Below are 18,795 nucleotides of genomic sequence, written 5' to 3' on the forward strand. Positions count from 1 at the left end.
GACGTCACGACACACCTCGGCTCCGCCGGAGAACCAGCAGGAAGAACGGCGCGCCGACGGCAGCGGTCACCACGCCGATCGGCAGTTCGGCCGGTGACATGACGGTCCGGGCGATCACATCGGCGAGCACCAGGAATGCGGCGCCGATGGTCAGCGACAGCGGCAGCAGCAAACGATGGCCGGGTCCGACGAGCAGCCGGACGGCATGCGGCACGACGATGCCGACGAAACCGATCAGCCCCGCCGCCGAGACCACGGCGGCGGTGCCGAGCGTGGCGACGCAGACCAGCACCAGCCGTACCCGCGCCGGGTGGACGCCCAGGCTCGCGGCCTCCACATCGCCGACCGCCATCACATCGAGGGTGCGCCGATGCAGCGCGATGATCGTGGCGGTGACCAGCACATAGGGCAGCACCACCAGCACCTCGGACCAGCCGTCGGTGGAGAGTCTGCCGAGCATCCACGAGTAGACCTGCCGAAGGGTGTCGTCGTGGAGTTGCATGAAGAAGGTCTGGATCGCGTTGGCGAACGCGGCCACCGCCACTCCGGCCAAGATGATGACCACCTCCGACCGGACGCCGCCGACCGTGCGGCCCAGGGTGTAGGTCGCGCCGACGGCGAGCAGCCCGCCCGCGAAGGCCGCGACGGGCACACCGGCGAAACCGACCGCCCCGCCGAAGACGATCGCGAGTGTCGCGCCCAGGCCGGCGCCGCTGGAGACGCCGAGCAGGTAGGGATCGGCCAGCGGATTGCGGAAGACGCCCTGGTAGGCGGCTCCGGCGATGGCGAGCATCGCGCCGACCAGTACGCCGAGGACCGTGCGCGGCATCCTGATGTCCCAGAGGATGGCCTGCTGCCGCGTGGAGAGCCCGGACTCGACATCCACGAACGGCAGTCCGTCGGCCATGTCGAGCAGGACGCCGCGCGGGGTCAGCCCCGCGGGCCCGACGAGGATGCTCACGAACACGGCGACGAGCAGCGCGAGCACCGCGCCGGTCACCACCAGCGCGCGGCGGCGTGGCGAGGTGATCAAGACGTCGGGCGGACGGCGGGAGCGGGGTTGACCAGCCGGGCGATCTCGCGCACCAGATCCACCACGCGCGGGCCCCATCGGCTGGCGATGTCCTCGTCGAGGACGTACACGTGGCCGTCGCGGACGGCGGTGAGTTCGCCCCAGCCTGGACGCTGGGCGAGGTTTTCCGGGGTGACGCCGCAGCACTGTCCGTCGGCCAGGAAGACCACGTCGGGGTTCTGTTCCAGGATGTATTCGGCCGAGAGCTGCGGGTAGCCGTTGCCGCCGGTGGCGATCGAACGCAGACCGAGCATGGCGTAGATCTCGCCGAGATAGGTGTCGTCGGTGACGGTGTAGAAGGTGTTGTCCAGCTCGTGGTAGTAGCGCAGCGGGGCGTCACGGTCGGGCAGGGTGGCGACGATCTCGGCGATCTCGGTGCGCATCCGCGCGACGAGTTCGGCGGCGTCGCCCACATGCCCGGTGGCGGCGCCGAGCTGCTCCAGCTGGGTGTAGGTGTCGTCGAGGGTGGCGGCGGCGGGCAGGACGAGCGTTTCGACGCCCGCCCGTTCCAGCCCCGCCACGAGGTCGCCGGTGTCGGCGTTCGCGACGACGAGATCGGGGTCGTAGCCGAGCACGGCCTCGACATTCGGGGTGTAGCCGGACAGCTCGGTGACCGGGACGCCTTCCGGATAGTCGGACCTGTCGTCGACCGCGACCACCTGCTCCCCCGCGCCGATGGCATAGAGCATCTCGGTGGCCGTCGGGCTCAGCGAGACGATGGCCTGCGGTTCTGCGGCCGCGTCACCGCCGTCGGTGGCGGGCGCGCTTTCGGTCGCATCACATGCGGCGATCAGCAGGACCAGTGCGCTGATCCCGGCCGCGATCAGCCGACGGGACATGAGAGGCACAGCCATCCTCCTGACTCCGAGGACGAGAACAGCACGGCTGCCATCTCGCATCGCGGCGCCGCACCGTCCTTCGTCCGAGGACCGGTACGTTTCCCGCGATGCCGGCTGACCTGACTCACCCGGCGCCATGCCGGACTCACAGTTGCGGGACAGTGCCGGATTCACACCGGCTTCACCGTGACGCCGCGGCGCCCGGCCGGTTCGGCAGGGCATTCGCAGCGTAGTTCACCCCCGAAACCGACCGGCCTCGCTGTACCCCGACGTGTCCGCCCGCAATTCCCTCGGATGACGGCGATAGCCGGGCAGAATGACTCGGGCAGACCGCGCGCCACCAGAAGGGACTCCGCCGGATGAAACGATCGCTGTCCGCATTCGCCAGAATCGGCGTGCTCGCCGCCGCCTGCTGTGTCGCGCTGGGCGCGCCGGCGGTCGCCGATCCGAACAACGTCAATCCGATTCCGGTGCTCAACGGGTGGCGGGGATTGCCCCAGTTGCCGGGGCCGACGCAGGCCGTGTTCCAGATGACCGGCATGGACAGCCCGAACAAGACACAGAACGTCAACGTGCTCGGCACCGACCTGGGCATCATGTGGGACGACGGCCGTGGCGGGATGATCACGGCATTCGGTGACAGCGCCGGCATCGGGTTCCCGAATCTGCTGGCGGGCAGCATCTGGGCGTGGACGTCCAATGTGTTGTTCCGCAGCAGCACCAAGGATCCGTCGAAGGGCATCTACTTCGACAGCGTCGTGCCCAACCCGCTGCCGAGCCCGAAGATCCCCGGCATCGAGATCAGCTTCATCCCCACCGCGGGTATCTCGGTCGGCGGGGTGCAGTACATGAGCATGATGTCGGTGCGGTCGTGGGGCGACCACGGCAAGTGGCACACCAACTTCTCGACGCTGGCCGTCTCCGGCGACGGCGGTCAGACCTGGGCGCAGTTGCCCACCACGCGCCGCGCGAATGTCGACGGGCACGAGCGCTTCCAGCAGAACGCCTTTCTGAAGACGGGCGGCTTCGTCTACCGATACGGCACCCCCGCCGGGCGCGACCACCCAGGCTTCATCTCCCGCGTCCCGGAAGCGGCGATCGCCGACATCGACGCCTACGAATACTGGGACGGGAAAGAGTGGAAGCGCAACGAGCCGCTGGCCTCGGTGCCGATCGTCGGCAATGTGGGCGAGCTGTCGGTGCAGTGGAACGAGCACCTCGGTCAGTTCGTCATGCTGACCACCGACCCCGCGAATTCCGTTGTCATGCGGACAGCTTCGGCTCCCGAAGGGCCGTGGAGCGAGCCACGAGTACTGGTGGACACCCGTGATCTGCCCACCGCCTACGCGCCGATGATCTTCCCCTATCAGACCGGAGACGACCTGTACTTCCTGCTCACGGTGCACAGTCAATACAACGTGTTGCTCATGCGAACGCCGTTGTGACCTGACTTGGCTCATTCTTCGGTCTGCGGAGCGGCAGCGGGTTTCTGACCTCGTGTTTCTGTGTCGGTGTCGGTGGAGTTTGCGCACTAACGATGGTGTCGTAGGGTGCGGTCGTGGCCTACGTTCGGACGGTGAAGACGGCTTCTGGGGCCACAGCGGTCCAGATCGTGTGGTCTTCTCGGCGGGGTTCACGCTCGATCGAGCACATCGGTTCGGCCCACGACGAGGTCGAGTTGGCGGCGTTGAAGACCGCCGCGGCGACTCGGTTGGCCGGCGGGCAGGGCGTGCTGGATCTCGGAGTTGGTGACGGCACCGGTTCGGTCGATGCGCCGTTGCCGATCACCTCGTCGCGAATGAGCCATTTGTGGTCGGCGTTGTGTACCGCCTTCGAGCGGTTGGGGTTCGACTCGGTTACCCACGGCGACACAGTGTTTCGTGATCTCGTGCTGGCACGGATCATCGAACCGACCAGCAAATCGGATGCGGGGCGCGTGCTGAGCGAGGCCGGGATCTCCTCGGCCTCCTACGCCACGGTCAAACGCTCACCCCCGTGCTGACGTCAACAACCTCATGACCCGCAACAGCAGCGCCGATGATCTTCCCACGTCAGACCGAAGAAAAGCTGTACCTCCTGCTCACGATGCACAGCCAGTACAACGTGCTGCTCATGCGAACACCCGTTGCGAGTATCCCAGCATGCGGACCACTGGTCACTTTCGAATCTTCCGGCATCAACGCAGAGCGCTGTCGTCGAATCCCTCTCCAGAAAAGTTCACCCAAGATTCGACCGACATTTCGCTCGGGCTGTCGATGCCGAGCGCGCCACGCAAGGCACCGACGACCAGATCGGCAAGCCTCTCATACTCTTGATATCGAACAGGCCAGCCGAGCTGGCGGTGCCAGTTCAGCGAACCACCTTCCACCGCAGGACTCCATCCATCAGCTAGCAGCCATGCCTCCCCATCCGTGGAGAGTTGGTAGCCTTCGGTCAGTGCGGAACCGTCCACAATCTCAGCCCACAACCCGTCCGTCGTCATCAGAAACTGTGCAAATCGATTTCCGCTTGCCTTGACGATGAGACATCCATCGCTTGGCATACGCGCGAAGATTATCGCGAGCGCGGCAGAATACGACGGCCAGTCTGCGATACCAGACTTCATCAGATATCCCCGCCATCCGGCTCGTCAAGCCACTCCTGGTGCGCTGGATCGGCCAGGCGAAGGTTGATACTGTTGTCGAAAAGGCGCAGACGAATAACGACCTTTGGCAAATCCCACCGAACCTCCCCATTACCGCCCGCCCGCCGTCGCGTGGGCGAACCCAAGAACGAGCCGATCGCTTCACTGATATCTGCGAATTGGTCATATACGCGACGGGACGTCGCCGCGTCTGCACCCTCGCACCAATCAGTCACCAAAATGTCGATGAAACTCATATTGTCAGCGTCGCCAAAAGCGCCCGCCTCGGGCCGGGACAGTTCCAGATCCGTAGCGAGGACCACTAACGAATCGCACTCTTGCGCTATTCTCCAACCCAAAGTCCTGCAGATTGGATCCAGGTCTCCCCAATGCCAACTCCACTCAAAACGCGATGCGATACGGACTATGTTTTCGACCTTACGGGAATTCGATGGCCCACGGTCGACCACTTCAGCGGATTTGTTGCTCATAATTCCTTCATCTTGCGACAGAGCTATAGGTCAGGAACTGATTTCGCTCACTTTCAGGAACTTTGACTGAATGCATGGCCGCTAAAATCGTCACTGTCAGGGACTGATCAGCGGCTCGCGCCGCATTCCTCCTATCGCTATTCGATACGATAACCGGAGCCGCCACCGGAGCAACAAGCGAGGCCTGGTGCTCGAATGTCGACTGCAGAGATTGCGAAAGAGAATCCATCCAGGAAACACCTCCACCGCTTACCGACGCAGAGATGCCCTCTGCGCTCGTATAACCGGGCCCTGCAAGAGCAACGCCCCACTGTTCGTCGAGGGCCGTCGCCGCCTCGTCCAACGCTGCCAACACCGTCCGATCGCTCACATCGCCACCGAGATGGGGATCTCTCGCCAATGCGCCTCCAAGTGGGTCAACCGGTGGCGCCGGCACGGCGAACTCGACCTGCTCGACCGATCCTCGACACCCCATCGGCAACCGACAGCGACTCCCGCCGCGGTCGTCGCCCGGATCGAGCGGCTGCGCAAGGTCAACAAGTGGTCGGCGCGAAGGATCGCGTTCGAACTCGACGGTGAAGGCACCACGATCGCGGTGCGGACGGTGACCCGTCAGCTCGCCCATCTGGGGTTGAACCGGCGTCGGTTCCTCGATCCCACGGGTGAGAACAACCGGACACCGCGCCGGATCGTGGCTCGATGGCCAGGACATATGGTGCATGTCGATGTGAAGAAGGTCGGCCGGATCCCCGACGGTGGTGGCTGGCGGGTCCACGGGGTCGGCCACATCCACCGCATCGTCACCGATAACGGCTCCTGCTACAGGGCCCACGACTTCGCCGAAGTCCTCCGCGGGGCCCGTCACCAGCGGATCCGCCCCTACACACCCCGACACAACGGCAAAGTCGAAGGCTACCAACGGATCCTGGCCGTAGAATTCCTTTACGCCCGAACCTGGACTTCCGAACATCCACTTCAACTATCACCGCCCACACACCGCCACCGGGAACCGACCACCCGCCAGCCGACTCCACACCCGGCGTCACCAACGTCATGGCCTCATACATTTAGTTCTGGATCAATAGTTCTATTTCAATAAGCTGACTCATGCCCTCATCTCATGATCGGCGCCACGCTTCCGCATATTCGGGGAAGCGTGATTCGAGGGCGGCGGCGAAGCATCGAGCCCTTTCCATCGAGTCGAGGAAATTGAACTTTCCGCGCTCGATATACCAATCCATCAAGAGTGCAGCATCACGGAATCGGTTGTTCACGAGGCACAATGCGACTGTTCCACGAAACAGTCTCGGATTGATATTGCCCGTACCGCTCGACGTCGGCGTGCGCGCCAGCTCTATCAGTTTGTCGAGCGAATTACGTCCTTCGAACCAATCTTCAACAGGTGTCGCTACAGTTTGCGTGAACCACTCGACCGCACCCGAGATCTTATCGGCACCGGAGACGACGTATTCGAAGTCCATGCGTTCGGGATCCTGGAACGAGCCGAACAGCCCTTTGTCGATATAGTCGGACAGGATGGATTCTTTGGACTGTCTCTTCAGTAAGGCTCCCGAAGGCAAGGAAGCCTGTAGTTCATTTGCAGACAGGGACAGCACCGAGGCCGAACCCGTCAAGGCGAGACCGCCATAGCGATCTCGACGACAACCCACTGTCACCGCTGAGACAGCCTGCGGCCACCGACCTACTCCGGATTCGGGCGGCCCAGAACCCGCACCGACTACCCCGGCGAACACGTCACCGCCAAGACGATGATCATCTGCTCCGGCCGCCCGGCGACGATACGTCACCTGGCACCATAAATCACCTCGGTGGATCCGGGTTCAGCGGCCACCACTGAACGTTGCATCCCACTCGTCTTCTCGACGCTGCACCTCAGGATTGACCAGCTCCGCCGAGACAAATCCGTTGGCCATGAAGAGCAGGATGACAACCGACGGCTTATTCCATCTGAAGAATGGTTCGGCAACGAGATCCACTGAAATCGGATCCCCCAACGCCTTCCGCAATTGCCCCACCAGAAGTTGGAATGATTCAGAGAGGTCCCTGGAGCCGACGAAATCACCCTTTTCGATACGTCTCGATATGCGAAGCGAAATCCGTTGCACCACGTTCGCGTCCATAAACAGCAGCGCGCTCGCCGAGCCGGTCTCTATACCGGTCCGCAGACGTACCGAACGTTCCCCCTCCTTCTCAACAGGCCAACCCATCTGGATGCAGAATTGGCCAAGCCCTGCCTTACTCCAATTCCAGTTGGAATCTACCGCTGTCTCCAGCGCAGTTCTCACTGCATCGACATCTATCAGCACCTCATACCCACCTTTACTATCGCCAAAGACATACTACTCACCGGACCACGACTCAATGCCGGAAGAGCCTACCGGAGATGAGCCGCAAAGGTGAGCCATGCACCTCTTTCTACCCGTCCGCTTTTAGCCAGGTCAGTGCCGGCCGGGGTAATGCGCACCGTCAGTGACTGATCGACACTCCTGCGAAATACCTGATGAGACTCGGGAAACAATCGCGACACGCGCACACGCAAGCCTTCGACGTCAAGCAACCTACCTGCAACAGGTCTCAATACGGAAGGCATCGTCATCGAGATCGATTGAGCTTCAGAAGATTCGAAGACCTCGACTTGCGGATCCTTCGGAACATAATCCGGATGAGCAGGACCGAGTTCAGTTTTGAACGTGTATTCTGTAACCCGTCCGTTGGTATCAGTCTTTATCAGCGAGTAGTCGATCTTCGATCGGTCACGCTCTGCTACCACCCGCGCCAGGTCGGGGTTTCCGGCCAACAGGGTTTTGTCGTTCGCAAGCTTGTCCCATAAGTACTCATCCGTTCCCTGCATGACACGAACTCTATCCCTACCCGAACCAACAAGAGAAGTGCCAAGCCCTTTGTAGTCGGGACCCCCACCCTTGGCCTCGACAATCTTCCAACGCCCATCTTTATAGAAGATGAGATCATGCCTACCCGAGCCATTATTTTTTTCCGATCAATTGCCAGCCATCGGCCTCAGCCTTTGCTTGCGCACCCAACTCCCCCAAGCCTTCGCTGTTCAAATTTACTTTATTCTTCTCGACAAAATACGAGTCTGCAGCAGCCTGGATATCCGCAAGTACATCGTCGGCGTCCGAGCCTTCATCCAACTCTTCTATGATCCGCTGACGTTCGATAGCACGCTCTGCGCTATTCCCGGTCAGTTTACCGTAGTCGCCTCCAACAGTATCTGCGAGCTCTTTGAGTTCATCACGCCGATCCTTTGCAACACTTTCCAAACGCTTCCGCTCTGCCATCTGTTCCGCGAACTCTGATCCGACACCCAAGTCGAATACGTTGGCCTCCGGACCCACCTGCTCGAGGCGGGCTTTCATATAGGTCTCCGACTCGGTTTTCGGGTCGGTAAAAAACCTTCCCCTAAGGGTTGTCCCGTAAGTTGTTGAGCGGCAGCCGGTATCGTGTCCCCGTGGCGGTGATCTCGGCAGCCGATCCGGTGATGGTGGAGTTGTTCAGCGGGCTGCGGCCGCGCAAGTTCTCTCGTCTGGTCGCCCGGTTGCGGCGTGAGGGTGCAGATCGGCCGTTGCGGGGCCGGCCCTGGGGATTGTGTTTCGAGGACCGGGTGCTGCTGGTGGCCACCTATTGGCGCACGAACCTCACGATGCGTCAGTTGGCAGCGGTGTTCGGGGTCTCGAAGTCGGCCGCGGCCCGGGTGATCGAAGATCTCGGTCCTGCTCTGGGGTTGCGGCCCCGTGTCCGGTTTCCGCGCGGTGCGGTGTTGATCGTCGACGGAACCCTGGTCCCGACCCGCGACCACGAAGTGGCCGCACCCAGCAAGAACTACCGGTACTCGACCAATCATCAGGTCGTCATCGACGCCGACACCGAACTCGTCGTCGCCCTCGGTCGACCGCTACCGGGAAACCGCAACGACTGCCGCGCCTACGCCGAGTCCGGCGCGGAACACGCCTGCCGCAACGCGGTGGTGATCGCCGATGGCGGCTACCAGGGCACGAGCGCGATCATCCCGCACCGCCGCGTTCCGGGCCGGGACCTGCCGGAGTGGAAACAGGCCCACAAACGCCTCCCATCGGCAGGTCCGTGCCCGTGTCGAGCACACCTTCGCCCGCATGAAGACCTGGAAGATTCTGCGGGACTGCCGCTTACGCGGCAACGGTGTTGCTGTCGCGATGGCCGGAGTCGCCACGCTGGCCAACCTCGCCCACGCCCGCTGACCCCGGCCGGGGTCCAGGTCGTCATCACCGCGCCGGACTTACGGGACATCCCTTAGTGGGACAATTCCCACTGCATCGCAAGTACTTTCAATCTGCCGATGATGTCTTCGTCGTTCGCCATCGCGATGTTCACCGTGGCGGGCCCGCCGGCGGAGGGCGGCGCTACCGCCCCGGCGCCCTCGTTCCGGCTCGGCGCCGAGCGCGACGCCATCATCTTCTGGAGGAAGAACGGGTCGGCGTTGAGCGCCTGGAGGAAGGGGCGGTTGACTGCGGTGGAACGAGCGTTCATGACGAATTCGCCATCGGAAAGCCATGCCGGGATCTTGTCGCCGATGGACGAGCCGGGGCCCTGAACGTCACCGCCCTCCGCCCGTTTCAGCGGCGCAGCCCATGGTGCCGGGCTACCGGCGCGCATTTCGAAGCCGCCCTGTGGGAAATCGAGATCGACGATCCGACGGATTGCTGATTGCACAGGAATGCGCGATCGATCCGCGATATGCGTCGGCCCGTCCGGTGCCGGATATCCGCCCGGCGGTGGAATATCCACCACGTCGATACCCGGCTCGACCGGCCACGGTGGCATGCCCGGGTCGACCGCGTCCTTCCAGGTGTACATCTGCTCCATGAGCCGCTGGGCGCGGCCGAACGAGTTCCGTGACATCTTGGAATACAGCGTCGCCTTGTGCCCCAACTCCCCATTGGCGATATAGTCGCCGAAGAATCCCTCGGCGTTATATCCGGCAGCCAGAACCTGATTCAGGCTGTATTGAGACTTCATGTCGGCAGGTATTTTGTCCGACCATTTGTTCTTGATATAGGCGAGGTTGTAGGCCGCGGCCTGGATCGCCAAGCTCTGATCATCCGTGAGATCCGTCCATTCTCGGCCCGAGAAGATCGACGGATACTCGGCTTTCAGTTTGTCGAAGGTCTCTTCCTTCATGTTCGTGAGCCCGAGAGAGTTCGAGTGGCCGTCCTTCAACTCCCGAAACGGCGTGGTGTACTCCCGCAACCAGTCCTTCAGTTCCCCGTATCGGCCGTCCCACGTCAGGTTCGCATCCGCGCCTTCGTTCAGCACGATCGCCATGACGAGCCGCGGATCCACACCTGCAGCTTCACCGTATGTGACCGAATCCTCGGCCCATCGGGCGACCTTGGGGTCCATATCTTCTGGCATACCGTGGACATCGGGTTTCCATTCGAACTTCGGAGGAGGACTACTCCAAGTGGCCGAATAGTCGCTCATTGAACGCACCCTTCTGACGAGATGAACAATTGTTGCCGTCCGGGTGGACCGGCTACTGTGAGAGAAATCTTCGATACCCGACGGGCTGGGCCGAGAATGAGAAAACGAGCGCACCGACCGCGCGTAACCGCACGGCGCTCGCTGATGGCTACTGCCGCACTCACATCGTTGGCGACGGCAATCGGGTGCACCGCGATCGTGGGCGCGTTCGGCAACCCGGCGAAGCACTATCTCGAAGAGATCCGCATCGACGGATACACCGTGGTGGACCAGGTGAGCGATTCCAGCGAGGTCGGCGCATGGGCCGACGCCCTGTTCATCGGGCCTCCGGTAACGGATGTACGCGGCATCGTCACCGCGCCGGGGCTCGAACTCGGGCGTGCGCCGGAGGTTGTGCGCAGCGATGAGTCCATAGATGACCCCGATGGCGCCACGTGGGAAGCGTATGGGAAGGCGGCGAACGGTTGCCGCGTCTCGATCCACCAGGGAATCGACGACGCGTACGACGCGTCGAGGTTGCCTCCGAGCGAGATCACTCAGGTGCACAACGGCTCTGCGGCGATTCTGCGCGTCCATGTCACCTGCGGGGACGGATAGCAGTGGAGGCAGCCGTCAGCTGACGAAGATCGAGACTGTGAGTCCGGCTTGGATCGCCTGGCCGCTACCGTGCTGATGCATCAGCACATCGAGAACATCGCCCTTCCGTAGCGTCGGCTGCGAAACCAGCGGAATCGACACCGGCACAACCGGTGTCAGTGTGACAGCCTGATCCAGGATGAGTCCGGCGAAGACCTGGACAGGTACGCCGTCTCGGAGCTGCCGGACAGTGAGGCCGGCATAATCGTTCGCCCCTCCTGTCATCGACGAGAATCCGTGTGGTGCAGTCAATTCGATGTCGGTGGCGGTGTCGCCGCTGTAGAAGGCCGGGGCGTAGGCGCCGGCCAGGACGGCGACATCGGCGGCGCCGGCCGCCTGGGCAGGAAGCGTCGCGGTGAAGATCATCAGCTCTCCCGGGTGGGTGCGGTGAAGTCGTCGATGAGGCGCTGCATCGATCGGTCCCGCCGTTCGTCGCGGACCAGTTCGACGGCGGTTACGGGACGGGGCATGGGTGTGACGGCCGGCGGATCGCCGCCCGCGGCCGCGATGACGGCGACCTGCACTCCCTGCAGTGCGTCGATGATCGACAGCAGTAGATAGCTGTCGATCGTGTAGCCCTCGGGCGTGGGCCCGGTGGGTCGATCGGGTTCTTCGTAGAGGTCGAGTTGGGCCTCGGCCTCCTCGGCCGCGATCATCTGCTCGGCGAGCTCACGATCGGTCGCCAGAGCCGACCGATACTGCGATCCGTGGGGCAGACGATCTTTGAACGCCCAGATCGTGCGCCAATCACGGGTACGAACGGTGGCGGGCCCGAAGCAGTCCCGGACGTCGATGCCGCGCTCGAGCAAGTCGTAGTCGAGCGCGGCACCGAAACGTTCCCAGAACTCTACGAGCCCTGCGATCCCCCCGGCAGCTCCGCGGCGCCCTGGCCGAAGAGGTGTGCGTAGAGATCACGCTGAGGCTGTCACGGCGGGGGCCCGATCCGCAGGGCGGCAACGCATCACCGTGTCGTGCTGGGGAATCGACGCGCACCGGCATCGACTGTCGGACTGATTGTTCTCGGGCCGACGATGTATCGCGGGTTTCGGTTTCGCGACAAGCGGTGGAGCGAGCCACGGGCGCTGGTGGACACCCTTGACCAGCCCACCGACTACGTGCGCATGATCTTCCCGAATCGGACCGGGAAGATCTGCACTATCTGCTCACCGTGCCGGCCGAAAACGACGTCCCGCTCATGCGAACTGCGTTGTGAGTGAATAATTCCCATACTTGTGGATCGTCGGGTAGACGCTGGTTCACATCGCTCGGCACGATGGGGGCCGGACAGCTCAGGCGACAGAACCCGGGCGATCGATCCCGAGGTAGGTAGCGAGCAGTCCGAACAGGATGTCGGACGAGCCGGTGCCGACGCCGGCATCGTCGACCGGCTGCGCCGGGTACCCGTTGGGCGGCCAGTCCTGGGTGGAGGACAAACCGGTCCCGATGTTGACGATGAACGCGCCGAGGGGACCGGCCGAGCCGGTGGCCAGCCCGTCCGCGGCCGTCGCGACAGCGGATCCCGCCAGCACCATTCCGGCAGCGATAGCCACGGTGGCAGCGATTTTTCGCATCATTCGAATCTCTCCCGCGTTCATCCACACCAGGACGGTGTTCGACGGAGCAGGCCGGGGACGAGGCGCCCGGACTTGCTGCCGACGAGGTGTATCCCCGACCGTGCTCTCTGTCTACCATGCAGACGACCGGTCCGGTGGCCCCGAATTCTCGGTGCGTCGGTACGGTTCGGGCGCAACTGGTTTCGATCCTTCGGGCGGCGCCCGTCAGGCGAGTAGTTCCCTTATCCAGGTGGGAATTTCGTCGGCGGCGCGGGGGTAGTCGGCGAGTTCCTGGCGGACGGCTTCGGCGGTGGGGGCGGGAACCCATTCGGGGAGGCTGTCGCGGGAGAATTCGGCTTGGTGGCGGTCGGGGGCGGCGATGTGGATCCGGCCGCTCAGCCAGGTGCCTGCGACGGGGTCGTGGGCGAATTGCTTGTATTCGAAGAGCAATTCGCGGAGGGTTTCGGAGGCTTGCAGGTTGTCGACGGTGTCGTCGGATCGCTTCACCTGGATGCCGCCGCCGGCTTCGTGGCCGACGGCGAACACCCACAGGATGGCGAACTGCCAGTCGGAGCCGAGAAGGGTGACGGTCTCGTCGACGATCGCCCGCTCGTAGAGTTCGGCGCTGATCTCGGTGGCGTTCAACGGCTCCCAGCGGGCCGTGATCCCCGCCTGGCCGGGCGTCGCGCCGACGGCGTCGAGCATCGCGATCACGGCGGGGGCCGGTTCGGTCGCGCTGAACAGGACGATCTCGATGTCGTTGTCCGCGCTCGCGCCTGCCTGTTCGGCCATGCGGCGGACGTCTCCCGAATGGACGGCGGCGAGGTAGGCGTCGAGCTTGTGGCGGAAGTCCTCGGCCAGGACCTGATCCGCGCCCTGGCCGTAGTCGCGGTCTTCGGTCATCGCCAGGAGCAGGCGACCGTCGGAACCGACTGCGAGCTGGTCGATGCGTTCGCGTTCACTCACTGTCATCTCGGACTCTTCCCTCGCGCCGTCTCGGATCGCCCCGGATGGGATCCGAACCGCAGGACGCTACCGCATCACCACGCCGTGCAAGGAATCGACGAGTAGTGAATCCGCTGTCGGACAGCTTGTTTCGCTGCCACCGCGCGATGAGGTCATTCAGGCGGCGGCACCTCCCACAGTGCGCTGACCGGAACCGCCAGCATCTTGGGCCCGAAGGGCAAGGTTTGCGGGCCGGTATGCAGGACGATCCCGGCCACGAACTCGTCTCCCAGTCGGTCGGCCAGATGCCGCAGGTGGCGGAAGTCCTCGGCGCGCACGGTCGATGCGGCCTTCACCTCGATACCGACCACCTCACCACGACGGTTCTCGAGCACGGCATCCACCTCGACCTGATCCTTGGTGCGGTAGTGGTGCATCGTGACATCGGTTTCGGCCCAGCCTGTCTGGCGGGCCAATTCCATCAGGACGAATCCCTCCAACAGCGGTCCGAGGTGCCCGCCGGGGCGGTGCAGACTGCGAGCGTCCGCGCCGATGATGTTCGCGGCGAGGCCGGAGTCGACGAAGGCCACCTTCGGAGTCAAGGTGGCGCGGCTGCTCAGGTTGCGGGACCATGCGGGAATTCGCTTGATCAGGTAGACCTCTTCGAGCAGCGACAGATATCGCTTGACGGTGTTCACGCCCAAACCGAGTTCTTTGCCCAGCGCGGCGGGCACCAGCAATTGGCCGGATCGGGCTGCGAGGAGGCGCACCAGGGCGCGCATCTCGGCGGTTCGCTCGATCTCGGAGAGCTGCCGTACGTCTCGGGCGATCAGATCGCCGAGGTAGGAGTCGAAAAACGCGCGGCGACGCTTGTCCGTGGTGCGCGCCACCGCCTCGGGGAAGCCGCCGCGCACGATTCGCTCGGCATAATCGGCCCGCGTGATCCCGCTGTCGTGGCGCAGGTCGGGGCCCTGCGTGAACACCGCGTCGAGGAAGCCGTCCGGCGCACTGTCGATCTCCCCTTGCGAGAAGGGCCACAGCTCGATGGTCTCCATACGGCCGATCAATGTGTCCGGAAGGGCTCGCAGGCCCAGCACTCGAGCCGAGCCGGTGAGCAGGTACCGGCCGGGGCGAGGGTCGGCGTCCACCCGCGACTTGATGGACAACAGCAACTCCGGCGCACGCTGGATTTCGTCGATAACCATCAGGTCCGCCGACTCCACGAAGCCGTCGGGGTCGCTGATCGCGGCCTGGCGCATCAAGGCAGCATCCAGATCACGCCAGTCGGTGTCGCGGCCGACCGCGACGAGACGGACCAGGGTGCTCTTGCCGCTCTGCCTGGCTCCGTTGATCAGAACTACGCGGGTGTCTGCGAGGGCATCTGCCACGACCTTCTCCGCATGTCGCGGCAAGGCGGGTCCTAATCGGGTATGCATGGGCGATGCCTCACTGTTCGCGCCGTAGCGCCTCGGCAGCTCATGCGCGCCGAGGCGGGTTCCGGTCGAAAGATAGCAGATGAGAGCCCATGAACGGCAGTTTGGTCGCAGGTGTCCTGGCAACTTGGCCGCACGCTGAGCGGCAGTTTGGTCGCGGAAGTCATGGCAATATGGTCGCAGGATGTGTGGCAATATGGTCGCCGCGTGTGGCAAATTGGCCGCTGGAGGCTCACCAGCCTGGTCACAGCCGGCGGACAGCGGCGGATGGGCCACGACGAATCCATGTCGAGCGAGCCGGAGCCGAGTCGGCCTCGGTGCGTAATCGGTTCGGGGACAGGGAATCCGCGCTACCGGCGTAGGGGGCGGACATCCGGTTGTCCTCTTCGGGCGCGAAGGCGACCGGCGGGCAATCGATGTGCTAACCTCGCGCACACAAGTCAGCCCCGGACGGTGCTACCAACACCTCCCGGGGCCTGGGTGAGAACCTGAGTTAGCAGATTCGCACCGTAGGCAAGAGCCTACTAAACCGATTCTGGCATTTCCGCCACTCTCCCCCGCTTGCACAGCTGCGCCCGTCTGTCCCGGCACGGGTGACACGCCTTGCCCGCGTGGTCGTCGCCCGTCAGAGGGGCCACTGCACTCATTCCGATGACACAGAGCCGACCGGTAAAGGCGGACTCGGACGGTTCCGGCGTGGCTGCTGGGCACGGTACGTCGGTCGGCATCCGGGTTCCCCGGCGCTGCGGCCGACGACCCCGGCTCTGTGCAGTACCCCAGTCCCGGCGGGCCGAGTAATCCCCGGCCCGCGTTCACACCAACCGACGCGGAACGATGCGGCCGACCGAGGTGGCAGGCGATATGTGAACCCGTACCTTTCGCGGTACGGGGTACGCCCTGCCCTCGGCTCCACTCCACAACCTCCCGAGGTGAAATGGATTGCGCCGAAACGCCGACGAGCGGCCCGGTGAAAACCCCGGACCGCTCGTAGGAAATTGCGCGGAGTCGATTACTCGGTGCCGCCGTCGCCACCGGCCGGGGCGTCGGCCGAGCCCGAGATCAGCAGCGGGAGCAGGGTGGTGAGGACGTCGGCGGAGCCGGTGCTCGTGGCGGGGTCGGTCTCGTCGGCGACGTCGCCGGGATCGGCGGGCGGGGTGGTGCCACCACCGAGCAAGCCGCTGAGCAGCGCGGCCAGGCTGTCGGCGGAGCCGGTGCTGGGCGCCGGGGTGGGATCGGTCTCGTCGGCGACGTCGCCGGGATCGGCGGGCGGGGTGGTGCCGCCACCGAGCAAGCCGCCGAGGATCGCCGCCAGGCTCTCAGCCGAGCCGGTGCTGGGGGCGGTGGGGCTGGGATCGGGGGTGGTGGTGTCGTCGGCGGCGGCGACACCGGAGCCGGCGAGCAGCACACCGGCGGAGGCGGCCAGCGCGAAACCGATCTTACGAAGCATCATGTGGAAACTCCCCTGGAATTCATTCGATCACCGCGGTGATGATCATCGGCCAAAGTTGTATCACGGGCTTTTCACAGGAAATAGGCCCCGCAACTGGGGTGCCGGACAACTCAGTAACCGCCCGTTAGCCATTTCGAGCGAACGGATCGGTCGGCTTCAATTCGTTCCGCAAAGCATTTGTCGTTCGCTCGAACTACGGGAAAAAACCTGAACTCGCCGGTTACGAACGCCGTTCACTGTCGCGTCTCGGCTGCGTTCGGCGGCCCGACCCAGAATTGCTGGACACTCATTCAGTTGACGCCCGGCAGAAGGCCGCCCAGACGAGAAGGGCACGCAAGCCCGTAGAACTGGTGGCAGTCGGCTAACTTTCAGCATCGATGTGATCTATTTCACGGATTGAGCCCGTAACGTTTGAAACAGAGGCGTCCGGGCAACTCGGATGCGTCCCGCGTGGAGCTTCGGCACCTACCTCGACCTGCGCGAAAGCCGCTCGCCAGCGGCTGGAGAGGTGTGCTCGTGCAGTCGGTCGGCGAGGAGGATTGCCGGACGGCCGGAACCCGCCTCGCACGATTCGGGGAAGGTAGCTACTCGTCGCTGTCGTCGGAGGCGCCCGCGGAATCGGAGGTCTGCTCGGCCTTCTCGGGCTTGTCCTTCGGCTCGCACTTGACCACCGGGATGGGGTCGTATTTCACCGTGCGGGTGGTCCGGGAGACCTCGGCGCCGGTGGCGCGATCGGTGATGATCCTGGTGTCGGAGATGGTGAAACCGGGAGCGCCTTCGGTGGCGATGCAGTCGTCGCCCTCGGGCAGGGTGATGGTCTGCGGCTCGGTGGGCTTGGTGCGCTCGCCGGTGATCGACTCCACGTTCACCGTCTTGGTGCCCCACAGCCGCACGGTGACCTGCGAGCTGGTGGTGAACGCTTCGATGTAGACACCGGATTCGGTGTTGTTGCGGAACTTCAGGTCGATGGCGCCGTCGAAGACGGTGGCTTCACGCGCGGCCGGATAGCGCGAGATGTAGTAGCTGTGCTCGGTGTGGCCCGCGTCCTCGAGGCCGGCGAAATAGGCGGCGTTGTACAGGGTGGTGGCGAACTGGCTGATGCCGCCGCCGACCGCGGTGCTCGGCCTGCCGTGGTCGATGATGCCTGATTCGACGTAGCCCTCGGCGGCGCCGCGCGGGCCGGTGAATTCGTTGAGGGAGAAGGTATCTCCCGGCTTCACCACCGCGCCGTCGACCTTCGCGGCCACGGTCGCGATATTGATGCCGGACGGCCCGCTGAAACCGCCGGTGGTGAATTCGCCCATCGGCTCGACGATGCCGAGCTTCTCGGCGGCCTCGGTGGTCAGCTTCGGGTCCGCTTTCGCGTAGACGGCGGGGGCGCTGCGGTCGGTGGCGACCAGCAGGGCGGGCAGTTGTTCGAGCGTCCTGGCCCAGTCGACCTTCTCGCCGACGACGGCGGGCACGACGGTGGGCTTGCCGCCGCTGATCTCGAAGGTCGCGTCCTTCGGCTCGACCTCCGACTCCTTCAGCTGCGGTTCGAGCGCGGCGATCGCGGCGTTCTGGTCGTAGCCGACGGTGAGCCCGCCGCGGCCGTCGGAGGTGAAGGAGAGCACGGTGGCGATCTGTGCGGGGGTGAGCACGGCGTCGCGGCCCTTGCCCTTGAAAACGATGTTGCCGCTGACCGCCGGCTGGGCGATTTCGCGCAGGGCACGGTCCACGGCTTCGGCGGTGACGGCGACGGGGGCCGGCACCACGGGCAGGATCAGCGATTCGCCGTCCATCCAGTGCTCGATCAGCACGGTGCGCGCCTCGGGACGATCCATGACGCGGCCGGTGGCGGGCGGGACGGCCACGGGCGTGCCGTTGTCGAAGCGGATGGCGCCTTCGACGGTGGGCCGGTCGTGGGTCGCCAGGGCGTCGAGCTGCTTGCCCAGCGCGGCCTCGTCGACGGTGCTCGCGACCCGGACCTCGCGGGTGCCGAAGAGCGAGACGAAGCGGGTCAGCGGGTTCAGGGGCTGGCCGCCGATCCGATCCCAGGTGCCGTCCCAGTCGACGCCGAGGCCCGCGGCGGCGGGGACCATGCTGTCGCGCGCATCGCCGAGGTGCAGCACGACCTCCTGGCTGTCGCGCCCTTCCAGGGCGCTGCGCAATTTCGCGTCGGCGGCGTCGACGTCCATGCCGCCGATGTCGACACCGGCGACGACGACTCCGCGGGGCACTTCACCGGCGGACATCACGGTGTCGGTCAGGTAGG

18 protein-coding genes, 3 pseudogenes and 1 riboswitch are annotated in these 18,795 nt (G+C 64.4%); of the genes and pseudogenes, 5 read left to right on the forward strand and 16 right to left on the reverse strand.

Going from position 1 to position 18,795, the window contains the following annotated elements; translation table 11 throughout:
• Positions 1 to 4: 4 nt before the first annotated feature.
• Both ON26_RS25890 and ON26_RS25895 read right to left on the reverse strand, forming a co-directional pair.
• Positions 5 to 1,030, reverse strand: coding sequence for a FecCD family ABC transporter permease (locus tag ON26_RS25890; RefSeq protein ID WP_040799697.1), 1,026 nt, complete (start codon positions 1,028 to 1,030; stop codon positions 5 to 7).
• The gene (locus tag ON26_RS25895; protein ID WP_174375447.1) at positions 1,030 to 1,926 is read right to left on the reverse strand and encodes an ABC transporter substrate-binding protein; all 897 of its coding nucleotides are present in this window, start codon (positions 1,924 to 1,926) and stop codon (positions 1,030 to 1,032) included. The genes ON26_RS25890 and ON26_RS25895 overlap by 1 nt, the downstream gene beginning before the upstream one ends.
• Positions 1,927 to 2,004: 78 nt before the next feature.
• Positions 2,005 to 2,149: riboswitch (cobalamin riboswitch) on the reverse strand.
• A 121-nt stretch (positions 2,150 to 2,270) separates the two neighbouring features.
• Here ON26_RS25895 and ON26_RS25900 point away from each other — a divergent pair.
• On the forward strand, positions 2,271 to 3,356 hold the full coding sequence (locus tag ON26_RS25900) for a glycoside hydrolase family 183 protein (RefSeq protein WP_040799656.1): 1,086 nt from the start codon (positions 2,271 to 2,273) through the stop codon (positions 3,354 to 3,356).
• A 113-nt stretch (positions 3,357 to 3,469) separates the two neighbouring features.
• Positions 3,470 to 3,907 (forward strand): annotated as a pseudogene (locus tag ON26_RS25905) (IS1634 family transposase); the annotation flags it as partial.
• A gap of 180 nt (positions 3,908 to 4,087) precedes the next feature.
• On the opposite strand, the gene ON26_RS25910 reads toward ON26_RS25905, so the two are convergent.
• Positions 4,088 to 4,516: a TY-Chap domain-containing protein gene (locus tag ON26_RS25910; RefSeq protein ID WP_157172007.1), complete on the reverse strand. Its 429-nt coding sequence runs from the start codon at positions 4,514 to 4,516 to the stop codon at positions 4,088 to 4,090.
• Positions 4,516 to 5,025, reverse strand: a complete 510-nt coding sequence (locus ON26_RS34765) for a DUF6301 family protein (protein ID WP_169333776.1) — start codon at positions 5,023 to 5,025, stop codon at positions 4,516 to 4,518. Before ON26_RS34765 ends, ON26_RS25910 begins: the two co-directional genes overlap by 1 nt.
• A gap of 280 nt (positions 5,026 to 5,305) precedes the next feature.
• Between ON26_RS34765 and ON26_RS32595 the strand changes: the two are divergent.
• Positions 5,306 to 6,096 (forward strand): annotated as a pseudogene (locus ON26_RS32595) (helix-turn-helix domain-containing protein).
• Positions 6,097 to 6,143: 47 nt separating this feature from the next.
• Here ON26_RS32595 and ON26_RS33610 read toward each other — a convergent pair.
• The 4 genes from ON26_RS33610 to ON26_RS33625 all read right to left on the reverse strand — a co-directional run bounded on the left by ON26_RS33610 (position 6,144) and on the right by ON26_RS33625 (position 8,423).
• Positions 6,144 to 6,833: a hypothetical protein gene (locus ON26_RS33610; protein WP_157172009.1), complete on the reverse strand. Its 690-nt coding sequence runs from the start codon at positions 6,831 to 6,833 to the stop codon at positions 6,144 to 6,146.
• Between the two features lie 33 nt (positions 6,834 to 6,866).
• Entirely contained in the window at positions 6,867 to 7,352 is a 486-nt protein-coding gene (locus ON26_RS33615) for a DUF6301 family protein (protein ID WP_157172010.1), read from the reverse strand.
• 68 nt (positions 7,353 to 7,420) lie between these two features.
• Positions 7,421 to 7,897 carry a hypothetical protein gene (locus tag ON26_RS33620; protein WP_157172011.1) on the reverse strand — a complete coding sequence of 159 codons (477 nt, stop codon included), beginning with the start codon at positions 7,895 to 7,897 and terminating at the stop codon, positions 7,421 to 7,423.
• 133 nt (positions 7,898 to 8,030) lie between these two features.
• Entirely contained in the window at positions 8,031 to 8,423 is a 393-nt protein-coding gene (locus ON26_RS33625; RefSeq protein WP_157172012.1) for a hypothetical protein, read from the reverse strand.
• A gap of 122 nt (positions 8,424 to 8,545) precedes the next feature.
• Here ON26_RS33625 and ON26_RS25925 point away from each other — a divergent pair.
• Positions 8,546 to 9,281 (forward strand): annotated as a pseudogene (locus tag ON26_RS25925) (transposase).
• A gap of 52 nt (positions 9,282 to 9,333) precedes the next feature.
• On the opposite strand, the gene ON26_RS25930 reads toward ON26_RS25925, so the two are convergent.
• Positions 9,334 to 10,524 carry a hypothetical protein gene (locus ON26_RS25930; protein WP_157172013.1) on the reverse strand — a complete coding sequence of 397 codons (1,191 nt, stop codon included), beginning with the start codon at positions 10,522 to 10,524 and terminating at the stop codon, positions 9,334 to 9,336.
• A gap of 144 nt (positions 10,525 to 10,668) precedes the next feature.
• On the opposite strand from ON26_RS25930, the gene ON26_RS25935 reads away from it, so the two are divergent.
• Positions 10,669 to 11,121 carry a hypothetical protein gene (locus ON26_RS25935; RefSeq protein ID WP_040799673.1) on the forward strand — a complete coding sequence of 151 codons (453 nt, stop codon included), beginning with the start codon at positions 10,669 to 10,671 and terminating at the stop codon, positions 11,119 to 11,121.
• A 15-nt stretch (positions 11,122 to 11,136) separates the two neighbouring features.
• Here the strand turns inward: ON26_RS25935 and ON26_RS25940 are convergent, their stop codons facing one another.
• From ON26_RS25940 to ON26_RS25970, 7 genes are all read right to left on the reverse strand, one after another.
• Positions 11,137 to 11,526 carry a hypothetical protein gene (locus ON26_RS25940; RefSeq protein WP_040799678.1) on the reverse strand — a complete coding sequence of 130 codons (390 nt, stop codon included), beginning with the start codon at positions 11,524 to 11,526 and terminating at the stop codon, positions 11,137 to 11,139.
• Positions 11,526 to 11,969: a hypothetical protein gene (locus tag ON26_RS25945; RefSeq protein WP_040799680.1), complete on the reverse strand. Its 444-nt coding sequence runs from the start codon at positions 11,967 to 11,969 to the stop codon at positions 11,526 to 11,528. Before ON26_RS25945 ends, ON26_RS25940 begins: the two co-directional genes overlap by 1 nt.
• A gap of 480 nt (positions 11,970 to 12,449) precedes the next feature.
• Positions 12,450 to 12,761 (reverse strand): hypothetical protein, encoded by a 312-nt coding sequence (locus ON26_RS25950; RefSeq protein WP_157172014.1) that lies wholly within the window; start codon positions 12,759 to 12,761, stop codon positions 12,450 to 12,452.
• A gap of 177 nt (positions 12,762 to 12,938) precedes the next feature.
• Entirely contained in the window at positions 12,939 to 13,685 is a 747-nt protein-coding gene (locus ON26_RS25955; protein WP_157172015.1) for a hypothetical protein, read from the reverse strand.
• A gap of 146 nt (positions 13,686 to 13,831) precedes the next feature.
• A complete protein-coding gene (locus ON26_RS25960; protein WP_245546059.1) occupies positions 13,832 to 15,367 on the reverse strand; it encodes an ATP-binding protein in 1,536 nt (511 codons plus the stop codon).
• Between the two features lie 733 nt (positions 15,368 to 16,100).
• Positions 16,101 to 16,541, reverse strand: coding sequence for a hypothetical protein (locus ON26_RS25965; protein WP_040799691.1), 441 nt, complete (start codon positions 16,539 to 16,541; stop codon positions 16,101 to 16,103).
• A 584-nt stretch (positions 16,542 to 17,125) separates the two neighbouring features.
• Positions 17,126 to 18,795: VanW family protein (locus ON26_RS25970; RefSeq protein WP_040799694.1), on the reverse strand; the 1,670-nt coding region annotated here is incomplete at its 5' end.

The organism is Nocardia higoensis NBRC 100133, assembly GCF_000308595.1.
GTDB classification, from domain to species: domain Bacteria; phylum Actinomycetota; class Actinomycetes; order Mycobacteriales; family Mycobacteriaceae; genus Nocardia; species Nocardia higoensis.

Coding starts and splice junctions, on each gene's coding strand:
- ON26_RS25900 (WP_040799656.1), top strand. CDS start 2,271: ATGAAACGATCGCTGTCCGCATTCGCCAGAATCGGCGTGCTCGCCGCC.
- ON26_RS25965 (WP_040799691.1), bottom strand. CDS start 16,541: ATGATGCTTCGTAAGATCGGTTTCGCGCTGGCCGCCTCCGCCGGTGTG.
- ON26_RS33625 (WP_157172012.1), bottom strand. CDS start 8,423: ATGAAAGCCCGCCTCGAGCAGGTGGGTCCGGAGGCCAACGTATTCGAC.
- ON26_RS25955 (WP_157172015.1), bottom strand. CDS start 13,685: ATGACAGTGAGTGAACGCGAACGCATCGACCAGCTCGCAGTCGGTTCC.
- ON26_RS33620 (WP_157172011.1), bottom strand. CDS start 7,897: ATGCAGGGAACGGATGAGTACTTATGGGACAAGCTTGCGAACGACAAA.
- ON26_RS25895 (WP_174375447.1), bottom strand. CDS start 1,926: ATGGCTGTGCCTCTCATGTCCCGTCGGCTGATCGCGGCCGGGATCAGC.
- ON26_RS25935 (WP_040799673.1), top strand. CDS start 10,669: ATGGCTACTGCCGCACTCACATCGTTGGCGACGGCAATCGGGTGCACC.
- ON26_RS25940 (WP_040799678.1), bottom strand. CDS start 11,526: ATGATCTTCACCGCGACGCTTCCTGCCCAGGCGGCCGGCGCCGCCGAT.
- ON26_RS25910 (WP_157172007.1), bottom strand. CDS start 4,516: ATGAAGTCTGGTATCGCAGACTGGCCGTCGTATTCTGCCGCGCTCGCG.
- ON26_RS34765 (WP_169333776.1), bottom strand. CDS start 5,025: ATGAGCAACAAATCCGCTGAAGTGGTCGACCGTGGGCCATCGAATTCC.
- ON26_RS25930 (WP_157172013.1), bottom strand. CDS start 10,524: ATGAGCGACTATTCGGCCACTTGGAGTAGTCCTCCTCCGAAGTTCGAA.